Source organism: Ensifer sp. EB106-05-01-XG146, assembly GCF_058791875.1.
In genome coordinates this window covers 1,128,924-1,152,979 of sequence record NZ_JBYTDX010000002.1, presented here as the reverse complement: position 1 = coordinate 1,152,979, position 24,056 = coordinate 1,128,924, and the positions used below count along the sequence as shown (strand labels likewise).

The window sequence follows — 24,056 nt, the reverse complement described above, 5'->3', positions numbered from 1 at the left end:
CGCTGATACTAGGAGTTTAAAGAGACTACTTGGTTCTATTTTCCGTAGGCCCTCGCGTGCGATCACAGCGCTAGTTCTGTATTGTCGCGGAAAGATTTCTTATCCGAGCCTCTACCTTGCGGTCACGCTTCCAGCGCCCCCTAATGTGATTGTTACTCACTTTGGAAGTAATTATCGTATCGGGGTCGCTCTAAAAAAGCACTTCTTTCCCGAAGCGAGAAACGTCGTTGTCTTCCATGGGCACGATATCTCCTCCTACATTGTCAAGAATGGCTGGGCTCACTATAGAGCGGCAGCTCCACACATCGATTTGGCCGTTTGCGTCAACCGCGTTTGGGCTGATAAATTGCGAGATGCGACTGAAATAAGAGATATTAAAACAATCTACTTAGGTACCTCAGCGCCCACCCCGGTTTTAGGGAAGCTGTGCAGCGACGAGGCATTCAATATTCTCTTCGTCGGGCGATTCACAGAGAAAAAAGGATTCGACGACCTCGCCGCTGCGATCCACACGTTAACGGAGACTACGTCAGCTCAAATTCGAGTGCATTGCGTTGGTGATGGCCCTGATCTTGAGCGACACCAGCAACTCGCCCTCCAGTCAAATAGTGGACAGTTCATTTTTTATGGGGCGAAGCCAAAGGAATTTGTTAACGACATTCTTCAACGGTGCGACCTGCTCGTCGTGCCGAGCAAAACAGCACAAAACGGGGATTCCGAAGGGTTGCCAATTGTCATCCTGGAGGCGATGAGACGAAAATTACCAGTGCTCGGGACGCGCCACTCGGGAATCCCTGAGGTGATCAAGAATGAGGAGACCGGCATTCTGGTTGACGAGGCCTCCCCAGACGCATTGGCGTCTGCTATCAACGAGTGCCTCAGTAATGCAAAGAAACTGAACGGAATCGCTGAGCGCGCACTGGCGCATGCTACCAAGTATCACGACCAACGACGGCAGACCGAAGAGTTTATCAGGGCAATATCTTGACTATGCATAGCTTCACCGAAGATCTCGCAGTTGTGATACCCAACTTCAACCGAGTAGAGCCGCTGCGGACCGCGCTGCAATCAATTGTGATGCAAACCGTTCTGCCCCGACAAGTGCTTGTCGTTGATGATTGTTCTCATCGAGATGCACTCGAGCAAATAAGGCTGGTGATTGCAGAATTTCGTACGGCATTAGATATCCAACTGATTGAGAATTCGGAGAATCGGGGTGCTAATTATTGTCGTAATGTCGGTCTAAGGGCGTGCCAATGCAGATTTGTAGCGTTTTTGGATAGCGATGACCTTTGGTTGCCGGACAAAATCGAAGTTCAAATGGGCGCGGTCAGAAATGCCCGAAATATGGACGGTCGGCCAATCTTGTCGGCAACAGGAAGATACCGCGTCAATGAACGCGGAAACGTCATCGCGCTTCAGTTCGGCGGTAAGAGTCTACGTCGGAGGAAATTGCTCGCGTCCAACTTCATTGGCACACTAAGTTCAATTATCGTGGAGACGTGGGTGGCGCGTTTCATCGGCGGCTTCGACGAAACGCTCTCGGCTTGTCAAGATTGGGACTTCTTCATAAGGCTGTCGGAATACGTTCAGTATGTCGGTGTCTCCGAGCCTTTATGCGTTTATGTGGATCATCAGAGCATTCGCATCAGCAATAATGGTCGGAAGCGCTTAATTTCGCATATGTTGATGTTTCGCAAATATATATCAGGAGATACAGCAGTGAATAGGGGGGAGCTCTACAGAAATATTGCTGAAGACCTACAGGCCTTGGGAAAATACACCTTTGCCCGTAGGTTTTTACTGAGAGCTCTCCGCGAACAATTGTTGCACAAAGAATTCGGACGTTTTTCTGAGCTTCTTGCGATGGGTTGGATCGGCCCGCTTTTCGGACTCGACATCAAAGATGCGCGTTATCGCAAATACAAAACATCAGTCGCCCTCGCGCGGAAAAAAGAGAATCAACGAATGCAACGCGATCAACAGACGATTTATTGTCTAATATGCTCGCCCTAGCGATACATAGATGATTGAACATGCTCGATTGATGACTTGGAGTTGAACGTGAAAACCGCAAGCGAACACAAAGAAGAAAACGCGCCACTAAAGGGTCGCATCGAAGCGCACACGAACGAACGAAATGCACTCCTTCGAGAATCACTGCACTCGAAAGGTATCATGGATGCCGATTTGTTTATTCAGAAAGGCGTACCTCAGTCTTTGCTCTTTATGGTGGAGATTATCCCTGTAATACATGAGCTGTATGCGCATGAGCCTGAAAATATTCGAAAATCTGTCCTTGACGTCGGGCCGCAAAATCTGGCGGGAACTGCATTGCTGCGTGATATTCATTCGGCAGAGTCGTACAATCGCCTCAAACTCGATGTTCAAGCTTTGGACATCACGGACAAGTTTCAGGATTTTGGTAAAATCATTGCGCCAGGTGTTGATTTGTTGGTGTCTGACATCTTCGAAATCAAGGAGCGCACATGGGATTTCATCATCGCATCCCACGTAATCGAGCATGTATCTGAGCCGGCGCAGTTTGTTCGACGTATGCAGGAACTCGCGACCGACTTCGTCATCATAGCGTGTCCTTGGCGCGAGTTTCCACTGACTACGAGGGATCATCTAAATTCCATCGATAAAGAGTTCACCCGAAAGGTCGGGGCAAGAGGCCTAAAGGTGTTTACTAATTATTCTTGGGGCAAGCGGCGTGAAGTATGCATATTCTGGGTTCCGGGTCTGGCCAAGAAAGTACCGTGAGCAGATGCATTCCGCCACCGGCGCAGGAAAATGATTCCTCGATAAAGTGTGGGTGCAGTGGCAGTGGGATGATGGCATCGATGAGCTCGCGTTCTGTCCGCGAGAAAGCTGGAGATAGCCATCCAAGCGTGGAGCGCGCGTTTGATGCATGACCACGGTTGGGCCGTGCCCGATCCGCAATGACTGGATAAAGCTGATGAACAAGCTAAGAAGTGAAGCGATCCATGCGGCCAATCAAGGCCGGTTTGCCGATGCGGTAAAGATCTTGGGGGGTAGCGCAGGCAACTCATCGAATGATCTTCCATGTGAGATCCTTCGAGTTGAACTCCTCTCCCGGGAATCCGGGGAATTAGCTGAGCTTGATAGGTTGTTTGCAGCCTCACCCGACTTCCAAGACGCGGCGATAATGTCTGCGCGCGTGCTATTTTCGCGCCAACAGATGCAGGAATGTCTCGATCGTTACGAGCTAGCCACCTCCTTGGCAAATCTCCCGACGACGGACAGCTTGCTTCGCTTAGTTGCGCGGGAGTGTGTTTCTGAGTTCAAGGGTCATATGACCGCAGTCGGCGATGCCGACGTTGCTAGGAAAGCGCTTGCTTGGGCAAGGCGCGAGGGCCTGGGCGAAATGGTCGCGGTTCAGGCATTGGTGGATTCATTTCTCCATCCCGCTGAATTGGGGAAGTGCATGGAGAAACTCTCGAACGACAGGGTTTTCGACGTCGAGCAATTCGCGAAATCGTACTCGGATAGGAATGAGCGATATAAGGTTCTTGATGCGCTCGCGTATGTGGAGAGCTACCGGTGCAGTAAGCGCACAGCGGTACTTCTCTGCAGACGGTTGGAAGCTCGAAAGGAGTATAAAGCGGCATTGGTTCGCTTGGAGCGTTACGGCGAGCCTGCAAAAGATGACTACGATCACAACTCGTTGCTCGGCAGCCTTTACGACCGAGTCAGAGCCGGCGAGCGTGCGCTACCCTATTTGAACAAAGCCTTGTCACTGCGCCCCTCGAACGAAGCGCTACTCGATCGTGTGCTCCGGTTAGAGTACGACTCTCTGAAGAAGGCGCCCCTTCGGTCGACGATTGCGTTCGATCGACATTTGAAAAAGAAGCTTGAGAATTGCCAACGTAAACTCGCGCAGGGACCAAAAGAGATTGGTGCTCGTCACAACTTGGCGAGAGCCTTAATGTATGCGGAAGACTTCAAGGCCGCTGAGCACATTCTAGCCGCCCTAAGAATTGAGGAACCAAGTAATCCTGCAATATTATGGGACTATATACGGGCACGTAAACACCGCAAGAAAGATCCCCGCGAGATTTTAGATCTCGCTACGGATATGATCAGCTTCGAAACATCCCAACGGGTGCGTCTTCTCCACAGCGAAGCTTTACGTGACACCGGTGATTTCGAAGCGGCGTTGACTGCACTTGGGGATAACTGGAACACACAGGATTCCACGGCATTCGAGTATGTACGGACTCTCTTCTTTGCGGGGAAATTCAGGGAAGCCGAGGATCTCGCTCGCGAACTATCTGCCACGTTCCCGGACGCTTTAAAGTTTCCGCTTCTGCTTGCCGCTGCCTTGGTCGAGCAAGGGCGAGCGGGAGAGGTAGCCCTCGAAGCGTTCCCGCCCGCCCAAGAAGGCGAGCGGCACCTTTCGCTGGAGTTGCCACTGATCAAATGCGCCGTAGTCCGAGAAATTGGCGGCTTTGAGGCCTCGCTCGGATGCTTGGACCCGATATTTGACGAGATGGGGGTCCAGTGTGTCCGCTCGAGCTCTAATGGAGCGGTATTCGAATTTGATCGCCTGCTTGGTGTGGGAACTTATCCTCGAGAGCCGGAGTTTTCTGGCTTGCTGGACAACGGCCCCCTAGTGTCTGTGATCATGACAACTTACAATGTGGGGCCATTTGTGAAAACTGCAGTACATTCGATACTACGGCAATCCTACAAAAATTTGGAGTTGTTGATAGTAGATGACTGCTCCTCCGATGAAACGCGTTCAGTTTTGCGAGAGATTCAGGAGAAGGACTCTCGGGTGAAATTGATATTCAAAACCACCAACGACGGTACGTACGTCAGCAAGAACATCGGCATACTGCATTCACGGGGGGAATATATTGCGTTACAGGATTCCGATGATTGGTCTCACCCGGATCGAATTGCAGTCAGTGTTCAGGCGTTGCTGACTCGGAGTAAGTTGATCGGTCTCACAACGGATTGGTTCCGGATGGCGTCAGACGGAAAGATTGTGATTAAGGCGGGTGGACAGGTCTCCCACGGTTGCTGCATTTCATTGGTGTTTAGGCGGGCCGCCATCGAGAAGCTAGGGTTCTTCGATAGTGTACGTATCGCGGCAGACCTTGAGTATATTGAGCGGATGACGCTCTCTTACGGCCCCTTGTCAGTGGCCCGCCTTCGGATGCCGCTGCTGTTCGGTCGGGCTAGGTCTGGTTCGTTGACCGCGAGTGAGGAATTTGGGATTACGCGAACCGGATTCACAGAGCCGCGTCAATTATACCACTTCAATTCTAGACAGTATCACGACCGAATCTCTAGTGGGGAGAGCTCCTTTATGCCGTTTCCTTTAATTGAACGGCGGTTCAAAGCTCCAGAAATTATATTGCCCTAAAGGTTGGAAATGAAGGTTATTAATTGCACCCTGTTTCAAGGTAACCCGTATACGAAGGCAATCTACAGTTCTATCGTAGACAAGTATGAACCAGTAAAAGGCGATATTGATCTTGCAGTCAAGGAGCTAAGGGAGCATGGAGTAGGGGCTCTACACATTCATTGGGAGGAACACCTCATTCGACATTGCTGCAGCGAGGAAGAAGCTCAGCACTTGGTCAGATATTTTGTGGCGAGACTCGATTACTATAAGAAACTTGGTGGCGTAGTTCTGTGGACGGTACACAATTCCCTTCCGCACGAATTAGAGTATGTAGATATATTCTTGAATTTACGAGCGGAAATTGCGAAGAGATGCGATAGAATACTGGTTCATAACATAAGGACGATCGCGCTCTTGTTGGATCAGGGTATTAATTACGCGAACAAAGTCTTTATGCTTCCGCATCCATCTTATTTAGGAGTATACGGCGGGAAGATGGCCGATCCCGTCGACGTCGGAGCTTTGTCGTGCAATCGTACTATTTTGTCGTTCGGTTTGGTGCGAAGATATAAGAATCTAGAGCGTCTTTTCTTGGAAATTGATCCGACTTTCACCCGGGAAAACAACTTGCGAATACACGTCGCAGGAGCCGCAATTTCAGGAGATGGGTACGGAGCGGAGCTAGAGGCATCGTGTGCCGGGAGGGACGATGTGTTCTTCGATCTTCGTCACATCCCTGACGCCAGTATACCGGATTTGATGGCCAACGCCGGGTGTTTGGTTCTTCCGTATGATCGCTTCTTAACCTCCGGTGCAGCACTCCTCGGTATTTCATTCGGAAAAATCGTAATCGGTCCACGAACGCCGCAATTTGTTGAGGTCCTTCCGGCTTCCGTGCATAGGTTCCTTTATGACCCTGATGTGCACGGAGATCTTCGCCGTGCTGTGCTTGAGGTGGCGGGCCTTTCAGCAGAGGACCATCAAGCGATCGTGAGAGACTTGTTGGAGCGCGCCGAGTACTATAGCCCTGCAGTTGTGTCGGCTCAGTTGGGGCAGCTTCTGGATCTCTTGATCGAAGCGAGCGACAAGAAGTCTGCTGCTTCGAAGAAGAGCAGCGTCGCCGGTGACGCAACGGCGAAATCTGGTGAGCAGACTAAGCCACTAGGACAGCGTCTTTATGGCAAACGGAATCGGATCGGAATTTCCGTAGGATTGTTGTCCGCGATCCGAAAGGGCCGCAGGTGGTTCCGTTTTTGATGACCATTCGCGAGCATTGGTTCTTGCGGCACGGATTTCAAACGAGGTAAAGGCATGGAAGCGCTGGTGAGTACCGTAAAAGCGAAACGCGTCATAATATTTGGTCACAGCCATGTCTGGGCTCTGCGCGCGGCATGGAAGACCGGGAGTTTCACGCCAAATACGGATCATTTCAGCCTAGAGATCCCGCTTTGTGGTACCAAACAGTTCCCAGGAGATCTCATCAATTACAATGCCAGAGGGGCTGAGCAGATCAACGCCGCCTTGCTATCTGTACTAAATACACACCCGCCTGCGGGAGCGAATGACGTATATCTAGCGTCCGTATGTCAGGGAAACGCGTACAATGCAGTCGGATTGCTGCTCGAAGGACCTGCCTTCGACTTTGTCGTACCAGGTTATGAGGCGCTGCCGTTAAACGATGGTGCTGACCTGGTACCATTCGGCGCAATCAAAAGCCTGATACAACGACAGTGTATTGGTCTGACGGCGCTCATGCACCGTTTGAGCAAACTTGGGTACGCCGGAATTATGCATTTTGAGGCGCCTCCGCCGATCGAAGATGGCGATTTTGTAGCCGAGAAGCTTCGCCAAAATAATGAGATTAACAACTCCACTGCCATTGTTAATGATAAATACGTGCGTTTGAAGTTGTGGCTGACCCAAACACTCATCATGCAAGAGATTTGCGACGCAGCTGGTGTGCGATATGTTCGGGAAGTACCCGCGACCTCGAATGAGGCGGGCTTTTTAGCGGATGAGTACAAGAAGGACGCAGTTCACGCTAACTTTCTATACGGCGTCGAACTGCTTTCTTGCTGTGAGCGCATTGTGCAGGATTGGAACCATTGATGGGCAAATCATACAACTGTCCCTATAGGGAAATGCCGGCGACTTCCAATTGGCGTAAGGCAATTGAAGCCGTGAAGGCGAACGACGTGGATCCGGTGGTTTCCGTTAAGTTTGGACTGGAATCTTCGGAAAAAATAGCCACCGCAGGTAGCTGCTTCGCCCAACATGTTGCGCGCTACCTTAAGCAGGAAGGTGGCAGTTATTTTGTAACTGAGCCAGGGAACCGAGTTCTAGGAAGCGAGATACTCGAAGAGTTCAACTACGGCACGTTCTCAGCCAGATATGGCAATATCTATACAACTCGACAGTTGCTTCAACTAATCAAAAGGGCCTACGGCGAATTTGTACCCAATGATGACGTCTGGGTGACCGAGGATGGGTTCGTGGACCCTTTCCGACCATTCATACAGCCGGGCGGGTTCGGCTCGCTTCGTGAGTATAGACTTGACAGGGAGAGGCATTTTGCTGCGGTGAGATCCCTTTTCGAGGAAATGGATGTGTTCGTCTTCACGCTCGGTCTAACCGAATGTTGGGAGTCTACCGTAGACGGCGCAGTCTATCCGATTTGCCCTGGATGTGGAGTCGGGAATTTCGACCCCACGCTGCACCGTTTCAAGAACTTGAATTTCTCGGAGACCTACGCCGATTTGCAGAGCGCGCTGTCTCGCTTGTTCGATATCAATCCGAATCTTAAGGTTATACTCACGGTATCGCCAGTACCCTTGGTGGCGACTGCAGAGCCACGTCACGTTCTGTCGTCTACTACGTATTCCAAGTCCGTCCTTCGGGCCGTGGCCGGAGAGATTGCAGAGAAAGACCAAAGGATAGACTACTTCCCATCTTATGAGATTATAACCGGAAATTACTCTCGGGGCGGATATTATGAGAAAGATCTTCGCTCTGTGACGGAACCCGGCGTGAACCACGTAATGAGAACCCTATTCGCTCATTATTATGGCCGAGAGATCGCGTCTTACCGGCCATCTCACAAGCAGGCCGTCGCATCTAATGATCGTGGGCCAAAGGTGAACGTGGTCGAGACTGCGAGCAGCAAAGCGGCTCGTGTGGTATGTGACGAGGAAAATCTCGAAACTGCAATGTCTTGAGAATTTACTGAGACCGCGTTGTTCGCGAACCATAGAAGTTTGTAGCGCAGTATATCAGCCCCAAAAGGCAGCTTGGTAGAAACAAAACGGGCCGGAGTTGGAGATTCGTATGTCGCTCCAGGAACTAATTCGTCAGATAGAGGCCGCGGAGGGAGCGGATCGATCGCTCGACATTGAGATTGCCCAGCAGGTTGGTTACAAAAAGAAAGTTGAGTATGTAGAAAGGGAAGGATCGAAGGAGACGGTTAGAACTGTTGTTTGGGCCGATCCGCTCAATGGAGAATTTGGGAAGGTTCCCCAGTTCACGGCTTCTGTGGATCGGGCGCATGATCTTGCCCTACTCATAGATCCCGTCAGTCTCGGAGGCGTAAGTTGGGAGGAAAGCGGCAGTGTGGCTCGTATTAACAATGGTCCATACCACAGGGCTTCCACTCCCGCTCTGGCGCTATGCGCGGCAGCACTAGGCGCAAAGCTTTGGTCGAGTAACAATTGAACGTGATCTCTTTGTCAAATCAGAACGAGAAGACGGATATCAAAAGCTGTTATTCAAACGCTGCTATAGCAGGAGTTGGAACCATTACAGCGTCAATTCCTTCACGACGTCAGCCTGAAAATCGGCGTTAGGTCGTGGCTGGCTACACCGTAGTCCCAACACGCTGAAAAAAGTGTGTACCTCACGGTAGACTGCATGACGTCGAAAATTGTTCCTCTCATCATGGCGGGCGGAAAAGACACACGTCTGTGGCCGATCTCGCGCTCCGCAGCGCCGAAGCAGTTTCTGCGGATGCTGCCGGAGAAGTTACTGTTCCAGCAGAGGCTCGAACAGGTGGGGGGGTTCGGAACGCTACGAGCGAGCGATCATCGGTAAGCGGTGTTCTCAGGCGGTAACCGGTGCTCTGCTCCCACATTGTCCTCGTCGCTATGATCTGTGATGGCCTTTCTATGGACGAGCGAAAGGAGTTTCTCCATGGAGACTGCGTTGGAGGTGACCTTGCCCCGTTGAAATAATCCATTTTGAAGTAAGCTCTGGCCCATTGAGAGGACCAGGGAATGAAGCGCAACCGTTTCACAGACGAACAGATCATCGTCATTTTGAAGGAGCACGAGGCTGGCACGCCCGTCTCGGAGCTTTGCCGCAAGCACGGCGTCAGCGATGCCAGCATCTATAAATGGAAGGCCAAATTCGGCGGCATGGACGTATCCGAAGCCAAGCGGCTGAAGACGCTGGAAGACGAGAACACGAAGCTGAAACGGCTCCTGGCAGATGCGATGCTCGACAATGCGGCCTTGAAAGACCTTTTGGGAAAGAAGTGGTGACGCCCGCAGCAAGGCGGAAAGCTGTCGCTCATCTGATGGATCACCACCAGATGAGCGAACGGCGGGCGTGTAAAGCCATCGGCTTTTGCCGGATGATGATCCGTTACGAAACCAGGCGCAGCGATGACCATGACCTTCGCGAGCGGATGAAGGCGCTGGCGCATGAACGCCGCCGCTTTGGATATCGACGCCTTCATGTGCTGCTCAGGCGTGAGGGTCACCTTGTGAACCACAAGCGGCTCTTCCGGCTCTATCGGGAAGAGAAGCTGACGGTGCGCAAGCGCGGCGGTCGGAAACGAGCGATAGGCACACGAGCACCGATGCTGATCCCGCTTGCCGCCAATGATCGCTGGTCACTGGACTTCGTGTCGGATCAACTCACCGATGGCCGCAGGTTCCGGATTCTGACGGTCGTCGACGATTGCACCAGGGAATGCCTGGCTCTCGTCGCCGACACGTCGCTCTCCGGCCTGCGGGTCGCCCGTGAGCTGGATCGGATCATCGAGGGACGAGGCAAGCCGAAGATGATCGTCAGCGACAATGGCAGTGAGTTCACCAGCAACGCGATCCTGCAATGGACGGATCGGAGCAAGGTGGATTGGCACTACATCGCGCCGGGCAAGCCGATCCAGAACGCCTTCATCGAAAGCTTCAATGGGCGGCTGCGCGACGAGCTCTTGAATGAGACGCTCTTCTCGTCACTGGCCTATGCTCGATCGGCGCTTTCAAACTGGCGCAGCGATTACAACGATCATCGACCACACTCTGGACTCGGCTGGATGACACCTGCCGAGTTCGCTCAGACAATCAACCCGCGACGTGATGCGGTGCTGCGCAGCCGGAATGGCTCCGCACCGCAACCCGCCGCTACCGCCCCCAATACAGCAACCCAAAACCGCTGGAGCAAACTCAAAACTGGATAAAACTTGGGGGCAAGGTCATTGGCCATATTGTTGAGGCGCTGTGCATTGCCGCTGTCGTTGCCGTTCCTGGCATGCTCTTCTACTCCTGCCGCGACGCAATCATCATCGGGCTTGCCTTCGGCGCCGGCCACTTTCATGGGCGCGAGAAGAGAGACTACGAGATGAGTGTGCATATGCCGCCGCCGCATCTCGAAGCCTACAAGTTCTGGCTTTGGAACTGGGATCAGACCACAGATTTCTGGTCAGTCGCGATCGTGGTGTTCGCTTTGCTGCTCTTGGTCGCTTACAAGCGAAAACATCGACCCTTCTAGCTGCCGCGACATTCAGCCACACTCCCTCGAAACAGACTATTCGATCGCATATTTGGGCGTCCTGGCAACTAGCCGGGTTTGATCGGGATAAGTCGCGATGTGCGCGGCCAACAACTTTGATTGATCATTGCTGCGATTTCGGCCGCCTAGCGAAGGCGCCCTGTTGTTCTGGTCCGTTTAGAATAGCGCCTGAAAAAGCGTGGCCGCGCCCTGGATTTACCTCTGTTTTAAGCAAACCGGCGCGCAGACCATGGCTCCGGCTAAGGCGGATCAGCCTAACAAGGTGAGACTCGTCGATCCGACATCCACGCAGATCACGACGCCGCCGTTGATGATGTCCACAGTGGAGCAGGCCATTCCAGCCGTACCGACGACGACCTCGGCTTTCAGGCGGCGTTGCGCCGCAACGTGAAAAACTGCGAGGGATCAAAGCCGATGCGTCTCGCCACCGCCGAAACGCTCGCCCCAGACTCCAAACTTGCCGCCTTGAATTCATCTGACCGGCGTCGAAACTGCCGCTGAGCGCCCTCCAACAGATCCGCAACGGCTTCGCTCATACGGAAGTCTCTATGTTCGGACATACGTTCAGACATAGCTATTCATGCCAACGCTCATTCTCCGAGCGCACACGAATAAGCCCGGTTCGTGCTGTCGCCAGACGGGCTCTCTGCACCGCGTACCGATTTCTAGCCTGCTGCGGCGGTCATTTTCGCCCTCTGTTTCTTCTGACTTGTCGGAAAAATTCATCCTCGTAGCCGGAGAACGCCCTGTCGCTGTGCGACTTCACGGCAGGCGCCGTTCTCGCATTCTCATGGCTCCAACTTGTTTCTATTTTTCGTCTGAGAGAACGACCGTCTCCGACCGAGCACCGGGAACTGACATTTCGGTTGCTGTGCGACAATTATCGAGTCGGACGCATCCAAAGAGGAGCCAATAATGAACCGGAATACGCTCATCGGAATCCTTGTTGCCGTGTTGGCAATCCTCGCAATAATCTTCCTCATGCCCAAGAAGGAAGCGACCACGGAAACGTCAACACCGCCGGCGACGACATCTCAACCATCGACTACTCCCTCAACTTCGACGCCCCCATCGACTACAGAACCATCAACAACCACCCAGCCTTCGACGACCGCACCATCAACGTCTGAACCGTCAACAACGACTCCCTCGACTACCCAGCCGTCGACGACGCAACCCGCAACAACGCCCCCTGCTCAGTAGGGCCTACCTGAACGTTGCAACCGCCCGCTATACCGCGGGCGGTTGCATGACGGCCGAACGAGGAACGAACCTAGCATCACGCCGCTGGGCCAGCCGGCGTAGAAGACATTTCGGTACCTGACCGCCCCTCCCGAAAATGGCAGGCATGAGCTACATTGTACGACATTCCCCAATCGCCAAACACCGATGTGTCTTGGGTCGTGCACTAAGAATTGCAAGAGGATCTACAACGATGCTTCATTTGCGTAACCTGTATGCCATTCCCACGTTATGCTCGCCAATCCAATCTATGATCAGATTGATTTGGACGCGCAACGGACGTTTCTCCAAGGCGACTACTTCGGAGGTTTTCACGACAGTAAGCCTGGACGTGCGATCCACCGTGAGCGACGAACTGGGCGTGCCGCTTCGAGGCGCTGTTTTTGCTGGGCTCGACTGCTCGGGTCCGTGCCGTGGAGTCGAGAGCGCCACACTCCATCGAACAGGTGCGTCACGATGACTTGGGCTGCAAATTCCGGCGATGAAACGGAGGGAATTAGAAAAACTTCCGACATGTTGGGCGCCGCCGACTTTGCCCACGATATTGCTGCATTGAAGGCGACGCTGATCGCCGCGCAAGGCAGCGTTCAGCGGCTTGAGCAGCTGGTCGCGGCTTTCAAATAGGCTGCCTTTGGTCTCCAAGCCACGTGCAGACAATCGCGGCACTCTCTCACCGAAGAGATCATGGAGCCTAAAAGCCTTATTGCGCACGGGGTAGATGACCGCATTGCATCGGCGAGGACGTGTCCGAACTTCTGGATAACAGAATTTAGACATTCAGGGGAACCAGAGATAGAAGACAGAATCGTGATAAGCGAACTAAGAATTATGCTTCAGTAATTTTTTGTTTGAGCGAATTGGAACAGTGGAGTTTCAGCAAATGTCCAAACCCTGTCGAGACGCAGTTCTTACATTGCGTCACGTCCTGAACAACAATGAGTACCCGCGGGTTGCTCAAATCGGCGTCGGGGTAGGCGCCACAACCCTTGCCATGGCCAAGATGATGCGCAATCGCGGCGAACTGCATATTTTCGACTATGTCGAGACAGTAACCGAGCTGACAAGGGATTTGAAGAACAAGGGAATCCAGAATATTCGCCCGCATGGACACTCGCGGAAAACTCTGGACAGCTACAACTGGAGTTTGGCGCCACTGTTACTCGACATCAAATCGCGTAAAGCAAAGGCCTTTGATTTCGTTTTCCTAAAGGGTGAACACAACTTTCCCACGGATGGACTTGCTGTTGCTCTATGCATCCGCATGCTGAAATCTGGAGGATATATTTTGATTGATGACCTCAATTGGACCTATGATTCCTCGAGAACAATGCATCCTGCAAAGAATCTCCAAGTCAGCCAATGGTTCACAATCAAGCAAACAGCTACGCAACAATTGAGACTAGTCTGTGAACTATTCTTGGATGATAGCCAGATGTTCACCCACGAAACGTTCGACGGCTCAATTCATTCTGACAGAGTGCTTTTCCGAAAAATCCCACCACCGAGGCACACTAATAGTGCATTGAGTGGGATAAAAGCAACTTGGGCACTCTTGAGTAATTTCCGCAGACGTGACTATGGCAGTTGATCTTCCTCCGTGTGCGAAACCTGTGCTAAAAACTGCGTAACTCGTATCAGCGGTGAATATTAGTCGATCCCGTTAGTTACGTAAGCGGTATTCTACGGTTTCTGGCTTCTTAAGCTAGGTCCACGGCAGCAATTCGTCGATCTTACTGTTAGGATGGCCGTTGGCGACCCTGGCGAGCACGTCGATGAGATAGGACTTGGCTCGACGTCGTTGAGTTTGGCCGTTTATGCCGACCGGCGAACAATGCCGATTAATCAAGTTTTTTCAACGTTTCCGGCAGCATAGCGGTCGTCGCCCAGCCGGCATAGCTTAGGATCTCTCCGTCGCAATTGACGCGAAGGAAGCTGCTCCATGGTATCAGGAGTTTGCGCGTGTCTACGCCGCCAAGATGTCGAAAGAAGGTTTGGGTCGGCAATGCACGTGGCGTTGCTACAGGCGGGCGTCGACTGCTCATTCATTGCCCGTGGCTGGGCCATGAGGCTGTGGAAACGACGCTGACCTATCCTCATGCACATCTTGAACTGAAGGAATCCGCACTCGCAAAGCTGCCGCCCTACGAACGCGCCAAGGCCGAACGATTTCGACCAAGCGACCGGCTTCTGGAATTCCTGAATACGCTCTGAGCATGAGAACTATGCCGAGTGCCACCCAACGGCTCCCCGCCGAATTGGCCGGGAACGCACGGTGTGCCGTCAGCATCAGAAGAGGCATTCGGCATAGTTCGCCGGTCGGTAAAAAGCGCGAAGCTCAATGACATTTATCCACAAGCGTGGCTCGCCGACACCTCGATCACCAGGCTCGAGCAATTGCTCCCTTGGAATTGGCAGCCACCGAAATCCCGACAACATCAGGCTGCCTAGCCTGCGGCCTGCCCGGATGGTTACTCTTTTCCAGTCTGACAGCGCGGCGCTCATCAAGGGTCCAACCACGGATGCCATCCTCGACCTTGTAAAGCACAGCGATACGTCTGAGCGCTTCACTGGCGATGGGCGCGGGACCGGCAGCCGGCAACTCGTAGAAACGCCGACGCACATGGCTCTAGCAGAATGCCAAGATACAGTTTTGCGGCGGCGAGCGCTTGAAAGCCGGCGTAGCCGTCCACCTGCAGCACGCCGACGAAGCCGCTGAGATGCGCCATAGGACGTTCGCTCTTGCGATCGGGTGCATAGATATAGACGACACCGGGCGGGTCGGCTCCCTGCTATGGCCGGTCATCGCGGGTGTATACCCATAACTGCCCGGTCTTCGTCGTCCCCGAACCGGACCGAGCACCGGGGCGGTTGTCTCGTCGAGGCTTTCAGATGCTCAAGCAACTTTTGATGAACTGGGCGCAGATGCCAGGCGGCTCGGCCGACGCAGTCTGCGAGTTTTGAGCGATCAAGATCGATCCGCTGGCGCTTGTAGATTTGCGCCTACCTGTAAAGTGGCAAGTGATCAGCATATTTGGAGACCAGTACCTGGACAACGGTCGCCTCGGTCGGAATGCCGCCTTCGATCAACCGTGAGGGAGCTGCCGCCTGGACGACCACCTCCTCACAGGCGCGACAGGCATATTTGGGACGGCGCGTCACCAGAACTCGGAACTGGGCCGGCACGATGTCGAGCTTCTCGCTGACGTCTTCGCTGATCCGTTGCAGGCCATTGCCGCAGCAGGGGCAGTCATGCCTCTCAATGTCGATGATCACATCGATGGGCGGTACGTGAGCGGGAAGAGCACCGCGGTTTGTCCGCCGCTTGGCGATCTGTTCCCGGCGCAGATCGCTCGATGCTTACTCCTCATCTGCCAGACCGTTTGCCTCGACATATTCGGCTTGTTCGAGCCCAAGGACAAGCTGATCCTCGGGAAGCGTCTCGGCCCGGCGACCGAAGCAATGACGCTGTAATTCCTTGATGATCTGGCGCAGACGGGCATTCTCTACATCCCGCGAAAGCACCATGGCTTTGAGTGCTCTCAGGTCCTCAGGAAGTTCGTCGGCCGTTGTCGCCATGGAGCGACAACAGCATAATCCGGCGACTAAAAACGAGGGCGTTGGGCAACGTGCTTCAATGGGTCGCGGCAACTAGCTAGCCTGCTTCGGAACACGCGCCTCGAGCGGTGCGCGAACGCGCTTCCAGTCCAGCCCCTCGAACAATGCCGAGAACTGTGCCGTTGTCAGGCGCATCGCACCGCCCTTCATATTTGGCCAGTGGAACCACCATCCTCAAGCCGCTTGGACACCAGATACACTGCCGTCCTAGAAAACCAGCTTGATCCGATCCGCGCGCTTGGCTCTGAACACGTAGGTCGTACCGGAGAACGGGTCTGCACCCATCTCTGCCTTGACCAGCGCCGCCAGACCCTCCGCGCCTTTGCGGAAGTCGACAGGCCGGGTGGCGATCATGACCTTTACTGCTCCCGACGGCCCGATCACGACTTCGCCTTCACAGCCCGGATGACGGCGGCAATCGTGGCTGCGTCCGCGCTGGACGCGATCCTCACGATCGCCCCGCCGTTCTCCAATTCGATTGCTTCGCCGCTCGACTTCTTTCTCGATGCGCGCGCCGGTCCACACTCTTTCGCTACAGCCTTCGCAGGCATATCCAGGACCGCTGGTGCAAACATGGGAACGTCCTCGACGACCAGCACATCTTCGAGCGGCTTGCGGGCAAACCGACGCCAGGTGAACAATTGCTGCGTGGTCAATCCATGACGTCGAGCCACGGTGCAGACCGTCACGCCCGGCTCATAACTCTCCGCGACGATCTGCGCCTTGCGCTCGTCGCTCCACTCCCGCCGCCGGCCGCTGCCAGTGAAAACCTCAAACCAACGTGCCGGCTCGTCATCGTTAGATGTAGGCGTAAGCTGTGAAATCGACATATATTCCAGGCCCTCGTTCGGGCTCAACATCGTCAATCACGAAGTGATCCGGAAGGTGCGGTAAAAACACCGCTTACGATCATCGCAACCAACGGCGGCTTTCGCGTTGTCGTTGCCGGACAGGCATGCGATCGACGTCGGCCTGGCGAGATCCTGCTCGAGCCGGTCGCGCGAACCACCCACCGGCTACGGCTAGAGTGACATCACCAACTTCCTACATTATAACCCCACATCCAGATGAACGGAGCATGAAGTGAGTGTAGTCAATTTCTTGAACGACCTTCGTGGTCTGAGCGGTCCGGACCGCATTATGGACGAGAAGATTGCCCGTATTGGCGGCTGGGTGAAGAGGGAAGATGTTCTGGTTCGGAACGGAAAACAATTCCCCAGTGCATCTTGGGAGCTGGATGGAGTCGTCCTACTCAAACTCCCGTTTTTTACAGGATCAACGGATGCCGCCCTCCTGTTTCTCAACAGGGTTTGTCCCCATGTCGGTTTCGGCGGCTTCAGTTGGAGCGGGGCCGGCCGTGCAAAGGCTATAATTGGCGACGCGCATCCGGAAGAAGCGGCTACACCAGCCATCGCCATTTGCCTTGCGGCGATTGAATACCGATTGCGAGAGCGGCAACTGGAGAAAGGGGCGGCTAGCAGCCCTGAAGCGTGAGACCTGTTTCAGTCATCCCGAAGGGTTTTTCGACTGGAGGTGAAAATCATATTGCCTACTGCAAATACGAAAAGAACGAACAACCACATGTACGTCGAATTGAACTCAGTCGCCCGGTATTCTGGATAAAAACCTTCGCGAAATAGCATCGTTGCATGACATAGGGGGTTTAGCAGCAATACGTCTCGGAACGGATGAGGCACTAAATCCGGCAGATACATGACGCCCGAGAGGATCATCAGCGGGCGCGAAACTATCCCAAAAATTTGTTCATATAGAGGGTACTTCGGGCCGAGTACCGAATTGGCAAGCCCCACCCCTGCCGCCAAAATTGTCATCGCGGCAACAGATTCGAGAATGTACCCCCAACGGATGGATACCGGGAATCGCTGTGAGTATATAATGGTTCCTAACACCAAAACACTGACCAAGGTGGTCGTAAGCGTCTGAACGATTAGGCGCGCTAGAATCGTGTCGATCGGAGCGACGTTTGGGTAGCTCAACAGGGTCTTATTGGCGCGAACTGCCGAGGTCAGGTATCCAACACACCCAGCATAATAGAAGAAACTTAGATAGCCAGTCGCAAAGAACTCGCTGAAGCTCGTTCCTAGAGCCGGTTGGTGAGCAATGCCGCCCACGACGAGGGTCATCATTATGACGTAGGACGCCGGTTCAAGGATGGCCCATATATAACCGCCAGGCTTCCCGCCGTATCGAGTCGTAACCTCACGAACGAGCAAGGCGCCAACTACTTGGACATGAGTCTTAAGGAATGACATTGTTCGCCTCAGTTGATCACGACGTCTTCTAGTGTTACTTAGGCTGCAACTCAACGGGTTAGTCGCACAGCAAAAGTCGCTCTCCCTAGCTAAATCCTCGAGGTTACTGTCCTCGGTACCCACTCAGCGGCGTGTGGTTCGAGCGCGCCATTTCGTGGGACAAGTAACAAAACATGGCCGGTTTACAGCGAAAGCATTAGCGTCTTGACCGGATGTCACTGTAAGATATAGATTTTATCCAGCGCGGCCAACGGCGCAAGTCCACGCTCGTTGGCACCAGTCAATCCCTTCAACAAGCGTCGACAACTGAGCCTCGGTTAGATTCGCAACATCATCTTTTGCCGTCGGCGAAGGAAAGTAGCCGCGCCCGCAAATCTTGTAGAATAGACAGAACCCTTGGCCATCCCACCATCGAAGCTTGATCCGGTCGGCGTGCTTCCGTGCTTCCCGCGGAAGCGTAAGATCGCTCCGGAGCCCGGCGCTTCCATGTTCACTGCTGACGACAGGTGCCAGACCATCGGTACCGCGCCCGTCTGAAGGCGGCCGGGCGGAGATCGCGCGGTTGGAGGCGGTTGAAAAGAGCGCCAGCGAGCAAATTGCCAACCTGATTTTGATCATGACGGCTCTAGCTTCTACGAGCAAGGCGGCGCGGAGATTTGACAGAGCTTCTTGCGCCAGCGGAAGATTCAGCTCACATGGATGCCAGCCGCCTGGGCGATCTATAAAACACTTGCGCCGGAGGCGTCGCCGCGGCCAACGAGGTCCCGAGACCAGTGCAGCCGCTCGATCGACGTAATGACCTCAATTTAATGCTTATGATAAGGACTACTCCCTGGTCCAGGTCTTCGACGCAAGCATCAATACGAACGTCGAAATGACGTCGGCGAACTAGGCCATCCGACCGTTTCCAAAGACGTCGTCTTTGGTTCAGACGAGCGAGATTGAACGCAACTTAGATTTGTTCTATCACTTTGGCATTGGGGTTAGGGGAACATGGCATGGCCAAGCTTACGGTCGCGGGAAACTTCAGTTTCGATCAAACCATCTTCGATTTCAGCAACCTATTTTACGGGTCGACCTATTCACGTTCATCGACCGTGTTTCGCGTGAATTACGCGGATGGGACCGCTGACGAATTTCGGGGGACGGGGTTCAAATATGACGCAGACGGCGTTCCCTATGCCGGCACCGTGGCCAGTTACGGCGGCACCTACAATGGCGCGAACCTTTTTATCTTCGAAAGCATAAGTGTTTCTGCGAGCAGCATCGTTGCTGCTGCCGATACCTGGAGCCTTTCGGATGACGCCGCGGTTATCGCTAATGCGCTCCGAGGGAACGACACACTTACCGGTGGCAATCTCGCTGATATCTTGATGGGCTACGACGGTAACGATACGCTCAACGGAGGCCGTGGTGACGACGATCTTTATGGCGATGCCGGTAATGACACGATCATCGGCGGGAAGGGTGCCGACTGGATCTATGGTGGCGCTGGAACCGACACCGCTTCATATGCCACGGCTGATCAAGGCGTGCACGCGAGTCTCGTTGATCCCGCAAGCAATACCAGCGATGCAGCCGGCGACGCGTACTTCGACGTGGAAGACCTTCTAGGTTCGCGCTTCAACGACGTGCTCACGGGCAATGCCGGCGGCAACGTTCTCAAGGGCGGAGAAGGAAACGATACTCTCGTTGGCGGTGCCAGCGGCGACCGTCTCGATGGTGGCAACGGTAGCGATACGGCCTCGTACGCGACAGCTGCGGCCGGTGTAAGCGCTAGCCTTGTGGCGCCCGCCAGCAACACCGGAGATGCGAAAGGTGACACGTATATTTCGATCGAACACCTTTCCGGTTCACGCTTCAATGACGTTCTCGCTGGTGATGCGGCCGCCAACGTTCTCACTGGAGGAGGAGGTCATGATACGCTCGCCGGCGGGGCCGCAGGCGATGTCTTGAACGGTGGCAACGGCAGTGACACTGCGTCCTACGCTTCAGCATCGGCGGCTGTTAGAGCAAACTTGGCGGACCTCGCAAGCAACACCGGGGACGCTAAGGGCGATACCTACTATGGCATCGAGAATCTTCTCGGCTCGCGTTTTGCGGACGTACTCACCGGTGATGGGGGCGTGAATGCCCTGACTGGAGGACACGGTAACGATGTTCTTGGCGGGGGGCTCGGCAACGATTGGCTATTCGGTGGAGCCGGCACCGATCGGCTTTATGGTGGAACTGGCGCTGACAAGTTTGTGTTCGCATCTCCCGCGGATTCGGCCGGAGCGACATTTGATTCCGTTTTCGACTTCAAGCCGAGCGATGGCGACCGCATAGATCTCTCCCAGATAGACGCGAGCACGACGGCGGCAGGCGATCAAGCATTCGCGTTTATTGGCACGGGTGGGTTCACTGGTGCGGCCGGCCAAGTTCGATATGTGAAGGAAGCATCCGACACATACGTCTACGCTGATGCAAATGGCGATAAGGTTGCGGACCTCAAGATACACTTTGACGATCCGATTACGCTCACCAAAGACTACTTCATTCTCTAGCAGGACGAAGGAGAGTTGAATTCAGGGTCATGGAATGAAGGCTGAGCGTCCAGGTGACTTGCTCCGAAACTGTCGGTCAGCCTTCATTGCGATTGGCGTTGCCAGCGCTTTGATCAGCATTCTCTACCTGACCGGCTCGTTCTTTATGCTGGAGGTGTATGATCGGGTTCTGCCCAGTCATAGCATCCCGTCGCTCATAGCAATCAGCTTCCTTGCGGCCCTCCTATACGCGTTCCAATGCGCGTTCGAGGTTTTTCGTGGACGCATGCTTATCCGCATCGCCGCGGTAGTTGATGAGGGCCTGACGAGCTCCGTGTTCCGCGCTCTGGTCGCAGCCCCGTTGCGCGCGAAAATGGATGGCGACGGGCTCCAGGCTTTGAGGGACTTTGACCAGGTCAAATCCTTCCTGTCGAGCTCCGGGCCGGCCGCGCTTTTTGACCTCCCGTGGTTGCCGATCTACATCGCGGTTTGCTTCCTGTTTCATCCGGCGATCGGCTTCACGGCAATTGCCGGCGCCCTGATACTCCTACTTCTGACATTTCTGACAAACCGGGGCATGCAGAAAGCAGCTGCCAAGGCAACCGAAGCGGTCAGTCAGAGAAATGCACTTGCGAAGCTCTCGCAGCGCAATGCAGAAGTCTCTCAATCCATGGGAATGATTCCAGCACTGGCCGCTCGTTGGGAGCAGGTCGGCAGCGAGGTGCGCAGGCTCAACACGCACGTATCGGACGTCGTGAACCGGTATGGTGCGACCTCCAAGATGTTTCGGATGGCCATTCAGTCGGGTGTGCTGGCCGTTGGGGCGGTTCTCGTGATCGAGGGCAAAGCGTCAGCTGGAATCATCATCGCCGGCTCAATTTTATGCGCCCGAGCGTTGGCGCCAGTGGAACTCGCTATCGGGAACTGGCGCAACCTTGTCACAACAAGACAAAGCTGGCGGCGCCTCGATGAGTTCCTTGTCGCCCTTCGGGAACAACCCAAGCCAATGGCCCTGTCTGCCCCAAAAAATAGCTTGAGGCTTGAGGGTGTGAGCAGCGGGCCTCCCTCGGCGGGGCGCATCATCGTGCAGGACGTTAGTTTTTCAGTGTCTGCAGGCAGTGCGTTGGGCGTAATCGGCCAAAGTGGGTCCGGTAAGTCATCGCTTGCTCGTGCGATACTCGGGGTGTGGCCGTTACACCGCGGTGCGGTTCGTCTCGATGGAGCCGCCCTCGATCAGTGGGGATCGGACGACCTTGGCAGCCATTTTGGATATCTGCCGCAGGATGTGGAGTTGTTCGGCGGCACTGTGGCGCAGAACATTGCCCGTTTCTCCGAGCCGGAAGATCCCGAGGCGATTGTGCGAGCTGCTCAAGCAGCAGGCGTGCACGACCTTATTCTGCGCCTTCCCAATGGCTACGGGACAGAGATTGGTGAAGAAGGGTCAGCGCTCTCTGCTGGTCAACGCCAGCGGATCGCATTGGCGCGCGCACTCTTCGGCGACCCATTTCTTGTGGTGTTGGATGAGCCGAACTCGAACCTCGACGCCGAGGGCGATGTTGCGCTCATTGAAGCAATTGCAGGTGTTCGCAAGCGCGGCGGTATCGTGATTGTCATAGCTCACCGACCCTCGTCGCTTGAGAGCGTGGACCTTGTCTTGATGATGAGTGACGGCCGCGCGCAGGCCATAGGCCCGAAAGATCAAGTCCTCGCTGCCGTGTTGCGGCAAGGACGGCCCCAACATTCAGAACGGGGTGGCGCGCTTAAGGTCGTGGGCGACAATCAGGGCGAAAACGCATGACCGGTGAAGGACGCCCGAGCAGTAGCTTCAGGACGCTAAGAGTTCACATATTAGCGATCTACGCCTTGGCCTTGGCACTGGTTGGTGGGGTCGCCGGCTGGGCCTATACAACAGAGTTGTCGTACGCCGTGGTTGCGAGCGGGGTCGTGACCGTAGAAGGAAACGCCAAGTCGGTCCAGCACCTGTCGGGAGGCATCGTCGGGCAGATCCTGGTCGCCGAAGGCCAGGCGGTCGATGCCGGACAGATATTGCTTCGTTTGGACAGCACTGTGGTTCGATCCAATTTCGAGGTTATAGAAAGTTCGCTTGCTCATTTGTATGCGCGGCGCGCGCGCCTTTTGGTAGAGCGCTCCAGCGGCACGATGGTGGATTTCGATCTTGGGCTCGATGCTGTTGGGACGCGCATCTCGTCTCAAGACCTCATCGAAAGCGAACGCCAGCTTTTGATCAACCGAATGGCAAACCTCTCGGGCATGAAGGAACAACTCCGGTCACGTAAGGCGCAACTCGCCGATGAGGGTGAGGGGCTCACCGTTCAGCTTCGAGCCATAGACGATGCATTGTCGCTGATCGCTGACGAATTGGTCGGTGTCGAAGCGCTCTATCGGAACGGGTTGACACCAATCCAGCGCGTGACGGCGTTGAAGCGTCAGCGGGCTGAGCTTGAGGGGGACCGTGGTCAGAAACTCGCTGCCAGGGCGCAGGTGCGCGGAAGATCCGACGAGATCGACCTGCAGATGCTCCAGCTGGACGAAGATCGGCGAGTTGAAGTTTCGAAAGAGCTGTCCGAGGCCGAGGTGAGGATTGTCGAGTTCGAGGAGCGGCGTACAGCTGCCATGGATCAGCTGCGCCGGCTCGATATCGTGGCGCCTATTTCCGGCCGGGTGCATCAACTCGCCGTGCATACCGTGAACGGTGTGATCAATCCGGGCGAAACGCTGATGCAGATTGTCCCGACCGATGCGGGTCTCGAGTTAGAAGCGCGGTTGGCGCCGAAAGACATTGACCAAGTGCGGGCGGGTCAGCTTGTTAGTATTCGATTTACTGCATTTAATCAGCGGACTACTCCGGAAGTGAGTGGACAGATTAAGACAATTGCACCTGATCTCGTCACCGATAAAGCAACAGGTGTTAGCTACTATTCCGTTCAGATCCGACCCTTCAAAGGTCACCCCGCAACGGCCGACAATTTGTCCATGTATCCTGGTATGCCTGCTGAAGTCTTCATGCATGGGGCCAACCGAACCGTACTTTCTTATCTTGTAAAACCACTCTTGGACCAGCTGCATCGGACATTCCGGGAGGAATGAACCCTAAGCTCGGAGCGTTCAAGTCTTCGACATTAGCATCTCCTTCCACAGTCCGAAAATTGACTTCGCCCGGTAATTAAGTAAGCGGTGTTTGACCGCACCTTCCGGTGACGGCCGACTTGCTGA

General features: G+C 54.4%; 21 protein-coding genes and 6 pseudogenes. 20 read left to right on the top strand and 7 right to left on the bottom strand.

Annotated elements, in window-relative coordinates; genetic code table 11:
* Nucleotides 1-145 precede the first annotated feature (145 nt).
* The 11 genes and pseudogenes from AC3WVQ_RS25390 (at nt 146) to AC3WVQ_RS25340 (ending at nt 11,146) form a co-directional block, all read left to right on the top strand.
* Nucleotides 146-988, top strand: a complete 843-nt coding sequence (locus tag AC3WVQ_RS25390) for a glycosyltransferase (protein WP_492383164.1) — start codon at nt 146-148, stop codon at nt 986-988.
* Between the two features lie 2 nt (nt 989-990).
* Nucleotides 991-2,016, top strand: a complete 1,026-nt coding sequence (locus tag AC3WVQ_RS25385; RefSeq protein ID WP_492383308.1) for a glycosyltransferase family 2 protein — start codon at nt 991-993, stop codon at nt 2,014-2,016.
* A gap of 48 nt (nt 2,017-2,064) precedes the next feature.
* Nucleotides 2,065-2,766 (top strand): class I SAM-dependent methyltransferase, encoded by a 702-nt coding sequence (locus AC3WVQ_RS25380; RefSeq protein ID WP_492383163.1) that lies wholly within the window; start codon nt 2,065-2,067, stop codon nt 2,764-2,766.
* Nucleotides 2,767-2,962: 196 nt separating this feature from the next.
* Entirely contained in the window at nt 2,963-5,398 is a 2,436-nt protein-coding gene (locus tag AC3WVQ_RS25375; protein WP_492383162.1) for a glycosyltransferase, read from the top strand.
* A gap of 9 nt (nt 5,399-5,407) precedes the next feature.
* Nucleotides 5,408-6,637, top strand: a complete 1,230-nt coding sequence (locus AC3WVQ_RS25370) for a glycosyltransferase family protein (protein WP_492383161.1) — start codon at nt 5,408-5,410, stop codon at nt 6,635-6,637.
* A 54-nt stretch (nt 6,638-6,691) separates the two neighbouring features.
* A complete protein-coding gene (locus tag AC3WVQ_RS25365) occupies nt 6,692-7,489 on the top strand; it encodes a hypothetical protein (protein ID WP_492383160.1) in 798 nt (265 codons plus the stop codon).
* Nucleotides 7,489-8,595 carry a GSCFA domain-containing protein gene (locus AC3WVQ_RS25360; protein ID WP_492383159.1) on the top strand — a complete coding sequence of 369 codons (1,107 nt, stop codon included), beginning with the start codon at nt 7,489-7,491 and terminating at the stop codon, nt 8,593-8,595. The genes AC3WVQ_RS25365 and AC3WVQ_RS25360 overlap by 1 nt, the downstream gene beginning before the upstream one ends.
* A 109-nt stretch (nt 8,596-8,704) precedes the next feature.
* On the top strand, nt 8,705-9,088 hold the full coding sequence (locus AC3WVQ_RS25355; protein WP_492383158.1) for a hypothetical protein: 384 nt from the start codon (nt 8,705-8,707) through the stop codon (nt 9,086-9,088).
* Nucleotides 9,089-9,283: 195 nt separating this feature from the next.
* Nucleotides 9,284-9,424, top strand: a pseudogene (locus AC3WVQ_RS25350) (sugar phosphate nucleotidyltransferase); the annotation flags it as partial.
* Between the two features lie 221 nt (nt 9,425-9,645).
* Nucleotides 9,646-10,835 (top strand): IS3 family transposase gene (locus tag AC3WVQ_RS25345; protein ID WP_113544760.1). Its coding sequence is split into 2 segments (ribosomal slippage): nt 9,646-9,895 and nt 9,895-10,835, totalling 1,191 coding nucleotides; the frame shifts between segments, so codons are not numbered across the junction.
* A 71-nt stretch (nt 10,836-10,906) separates the two neighbouring features.
* Nucleotides 10,907-11,146 carry a hypothetical protein gene (locus AC3WVQ_RS25340; protein ID WP_492383157.1) on the top strand — a complete coding sequence of 80 codons (240 nt, stop codon included), beginning with the start codon at nt 10,907-10,909 and terminating at the stop codon, nt 11,144-11,146.
* Nucleotides 11,147-11,532: 386 nt separating this feature from the next.
* Here the strand turns inward: AC3WVQ_RS25340 and AC3WVQ_RS25335 are convergent, their stop codons facing one another.
* Nucleotides 11,533-11,703: a transposase gene (locus tag AC3WVQ_RS25335; RefSeq protein WP_492383156.1), complete on the bottom strand. Its 171-nt coding sequence runs from the start codon at nt 11,701-11,703 to the stop codon at nt 11,533-11,535.
* Between the two features lie 330 nt (nt 11,704-12,033).
* Here AC3WVQ_RS25335 and AC3WVQ_RS25330 point away from each other — a divergent pair, with 330 nt between their 5' ends.
* The 3 genes and pseudogenes from AC3WVQ_RS25330 to AC3WVQ_RS25320 all read left to right on the top strand — a co-directional run bounded on the left by AC3WVQ_RS25330 (nt 12,034) and on the right by AC3WVQ_RS25320 (nt 13,997).
* Complete coding sequence (locus AC3WVQ_RS25330; protein WP_492383155.1) at nt 12,034-12,297, top strand: hypothetical protein; 264 nt, start codon at nt 12,034-12,036, stop codon at nt 12,295-12,297.
* Nucleotides 12,298-12,922: 625 nt separating this feature from the next.
* Nucleotides 12,923-13,170, top strand: a pseudogene (locus tag AC3WVQ_RS25325) (IS66 family transposase); the annotation flags it as partial.
* A 119-nt stretch (nt 13,171-13,289) separates the two neighbouring features.
* On the top strand, nt 13,290-13,997 hold the full coding sequence (locus tag AC3WVQ_RS25320) for a class I SAM-dependent methyltransferase (protein ID WP_492383154.1): 708 nt from the start codon (nt 13,290-13,292) through the stop codon (nt 13,995-13,997).
* 114 nt (nt 13,998-14,111) lie between these two features.
* Here AC3WVQ_RS25320 and AC3WVQ_RS25315 read toward each other — a convergent pair.
* Nucleotides 14,112-14,221: pseudogene (locus tag AC3WVQ_RS25315) on the bottom strand (transposase domain-containing protein); the annotation flags it as partial.
* Between the two features lie 147 nt (nt 14,222-14,368).
* Between AC3WVQ_RS25315 and AC3WVQ_RS25310 the strand changes: the two are divergent.
* Both AC3WVQ_RS25310 and AC3WVQ_RS25305 read left to right on the top strand, forming a co-directional pair.
* Nucleotides 14,369-14,620 carry a hypothetical protein gene (locus AC3WVQ_RS25310; RefSeq protein WP_492383153.1) on the top strand — a complete coding sequence of 84 codons (252 nt, stop codon included), beginning with the start codon at nt 14,369-14,371 and terminating at the stop codon, nt 14,618-14,620.
* 108 nt (nt 14,621-14,728) lie between these two features.
* Nucleotides 14,729-14,857, top strand: a pseudogene (locus AC3WVQ_RS25305) (transposase domain-containing protein); the annotation flags it as partial.
* 22 nt (nt 14,858-14,879) lie between these two features.
* Here the strand turns inward: AC3WVQ_RS25305 and tnpC are convergent.
* From tnpC to tnpA, 3 genes and pseudogenes are all read right to left on the bottom strand, one after another.
* Nucleotides 14,880-15,985: pseudogene (gene tnpC, locus AC3WVQ_RS25300) on the bottom strand (IS66 family transposase); the annotation flags it as partial.
* A 72-nt stretch (nt 15,986-16,057) separates the two neighbouring features.
* Nucleotides 16,058-16,408, bottom strand: a pseudogene (gene tnpB, locus AC3WVQ_RS25295) (IS66 family insertion sequence element accessory protein TnpB).
* Nucleotides 16,405-16,884 carry an IS66-like element accessory protein TnpA gene (tnpA, locus tag AC3WVQ_RS25290; protein WP_492383307.1) on the bottom strand — a complete coding sequence of 160 codons (480 nt, stop codon included), beginning with the start codon at nt 16,882-16,884 and terminating at the stop codon, nt 16,405-16,407. Before tnpA ends, tnpB (AC3WVQ_RS25295) begins: the two are co-directional and overlap by 4 nt.
* Nucleotides 16,885-17,107: 223 nt before the next feature.
* On the opposite strand from tnpA, the gene AC3WVQ_RS25285 reads away from it, so the two are divergent.
* Nucleotides 17,108-17,518 (top strand): hypothetical protein, encoded by a 411-nt coding sequence (locus AC3WVQ_RS25285; protein WP_492383152.1) that lies wholly within the window; start codon nt 17,108-17,110, stop codon nt 17,516-17,518.
* A gap of 8 nt (nt 17,519-17,526) precedes the next feature.
* Here the strand turns inward: AC3WVQ_RS25285 and AC3WVQ_RS25280 are convergent, their stop codons facing one another.
* Nucleotides 17,527-18,297, bottom strand: a complete 771-nt coding sequence (locus AC3WVQ_RS25280) for an ABC transporter permease (protein WP_492383151.1) — start codon at nt 18,295-18,297, stop codon at nt 17,527-17,529.
* Nucleotides 18,298-18,531: 234 nt separating this feature from the next.
* Nucleotides 18,532-18,915, bottom strand: coding sequence for an IS66 family insertion sequence element accessory protein TnpB (gene tnpB, locus AC3WVQ_RS25275; RefSeq protein WP_492383150.1), 384 nt, complete (start codon nt 18,913-18,915; stop codon nt 18,532-18,534).
* Between the two features lie 380 nt (nt 18,916-19,295).
* On the opposite strand from tnpB (AC3WVQ_RS25275), the gene AC3WVQ_RS25270 reads away from it, so the two are divergent.
* From AC3WVQ_RS25270 to AC3WVQ_RS25260, 3 genes are read left to right on the top strand one after another with little or no spacing between them, the layout of a single operon-like run.
* The gene (locus AC3WVQ_RS25270) at nt 19,296-20,843 is read left to right on the top strand and encodes a calcium-binding protein (protein WP_492383149.1); all 1,548 of its coding nucleotides are present in this window, start codon (nt 19,296-19,298) and stop codon (nt 20,841-20,843) included.
* Between the two features lie 34 nt (nt 20,844-20,877).
* Nucleotides 20,878-22,620, top strand: coding sequence for a type I secretion system permease/ATPase (locus AC3WVQ_RS25265; RefSeq protein WP_492383148.1), 1,743 nt, complete (start codon nt 20,878-20,880; stop codon nt 22,618-22,620).
* Entirely contained in the window at nt 22,617-23,930 is a 1,314-nt protein-coding gene (locus AC3WVQ_RS25260) for an HlyD family type I secretion periplasmic adaptor subunit (RefSeq protein WP_492383147.1), read from the top strand. The genes AC3WVQ_RS25265 and AC3WVQ_RS25260 overlap by 4 nt, the downstream gene beginning before the upstream one ends.
* Nucleotides 23,931-24,056: the final 126 nt, after the last annotated feature.

What these genes read in the sequence shown, in the direction of transcription:
- AC3WVQ_RS25360 (WP_492383159.1), top strand. Translation starts at nt 7,489, where the DNA reads ATGGGCAAATCATACAACTGTCCCTATAGGGAAATGCCGGCGACTTCC.
- AC3WVQ_RS25370 (WP_492383161.1), top strand. Translation starts at nt 5,408, where the DNA reads ATGAAGGTTATTAATTGCACCCTGTTTCAAGGTAACCCGTATACGAAG.
- tnpB (WP_492383150.1), bottom strand. Translation starts at nt 18,915, where the DNA reads ATGATCAAAATCAGGTTGGCAATTTGCTCGCTGGCGCTCTTTTCAACC.
- AC3WVQ_RS25335 (WP_492383156.1), bottom strand. Translation starts at nt 11,703, where the DNA reads ATGAGCGAAGCCGTTGCGGATCTGTTGGAGGGCGCTCAGCGGCAGTTT.
- AC3WVQ_RS25385 (WP_492383308.1), top strand. Translation starts at nt 991, where the DNA reads ATGCATAGCTTCACCGAAGATCTCGCAGTTGTGATACCCAACTTCAAC.
- AC3WVQ_RS25375 (WP_492383162.1), top strand. Translation starts at nt 2,963, where the DNA reads ATGAACAAGCTAAGAAGTGAAGCGATCCATGCGGCCAATCAAGGCCGG.
- AC3WVQ_RS25260 (WP_492383147.1), top strand. Translation starts at nt 22,617, where the DNA reads ATGACCGGTGAAGGACGCCCGAGCAGTAGCTTCAGGACGCTAAGAGTT.
- tnpA (WP_492383307.1), bottom strand. Translation starts at nt 16,884, where the DNA reads ATGTTGAGCCCGAACGAGGGCCTGGAATATATGTCGATTTCACAGCTT.
- AC3WVQ_RS25365 (WP_492383160.1), top strand. Translation starts at nt 6,692, where the DNA reads ATGGAAGCGCTGGTGAGTACCGTAAAAGCGAAACGCGTCATAATATTT.
- AC3WVQ_RS25320 (WP_492383154.1), top strand. Translation starts at nt 13,290, where the DNA reads ATGTCCAAACCCTGTCGAGACGCAGTTCTTACATTGCGTCACGTCCTG.
- AC3WVQ_RS25270 (WP_492383149.1), top strand. Translation starts at nt 19,296, where the DNA reads ATGGCCAAGCTTACGGTCGCGGGAAACTTCAGTTTCGATCAAACCATC.
- AC3WVQ_RS25340 (WP_492383157.1), top strand. Translation starts at nt 10,907, where the DNA reads ATGCTCTTCTACTCCTGCCGCGACGCAATCATCATCGGGCTTGCCTTC.
- AC3WVQ_RS25355 (WP_492383158.1), top strand. Translation starts at nt 8,705, where the DNA reads ATGTCGCTCCAGGAACTAATTCGTCAGATAGAGGCCGCGGAGGGAGCG.
- AC3WVQ_RS25280 (WP_492383151.1), bottom strand. Translation starts at nt 18,297, where the DNA reads ATGTCATTCCTTAAGACTCATGTCCAAGTAGTTGGCGCCTTGCTCGTT.
- AC3WVQ_RS25265 (WP_492383148.1), top strand. Translation starts at nt 20,878, where the DNA reads ATGAAGGCTGAGCGTCCAGGTGACTTGCTCCGAAACTGTCGGTCAGCC.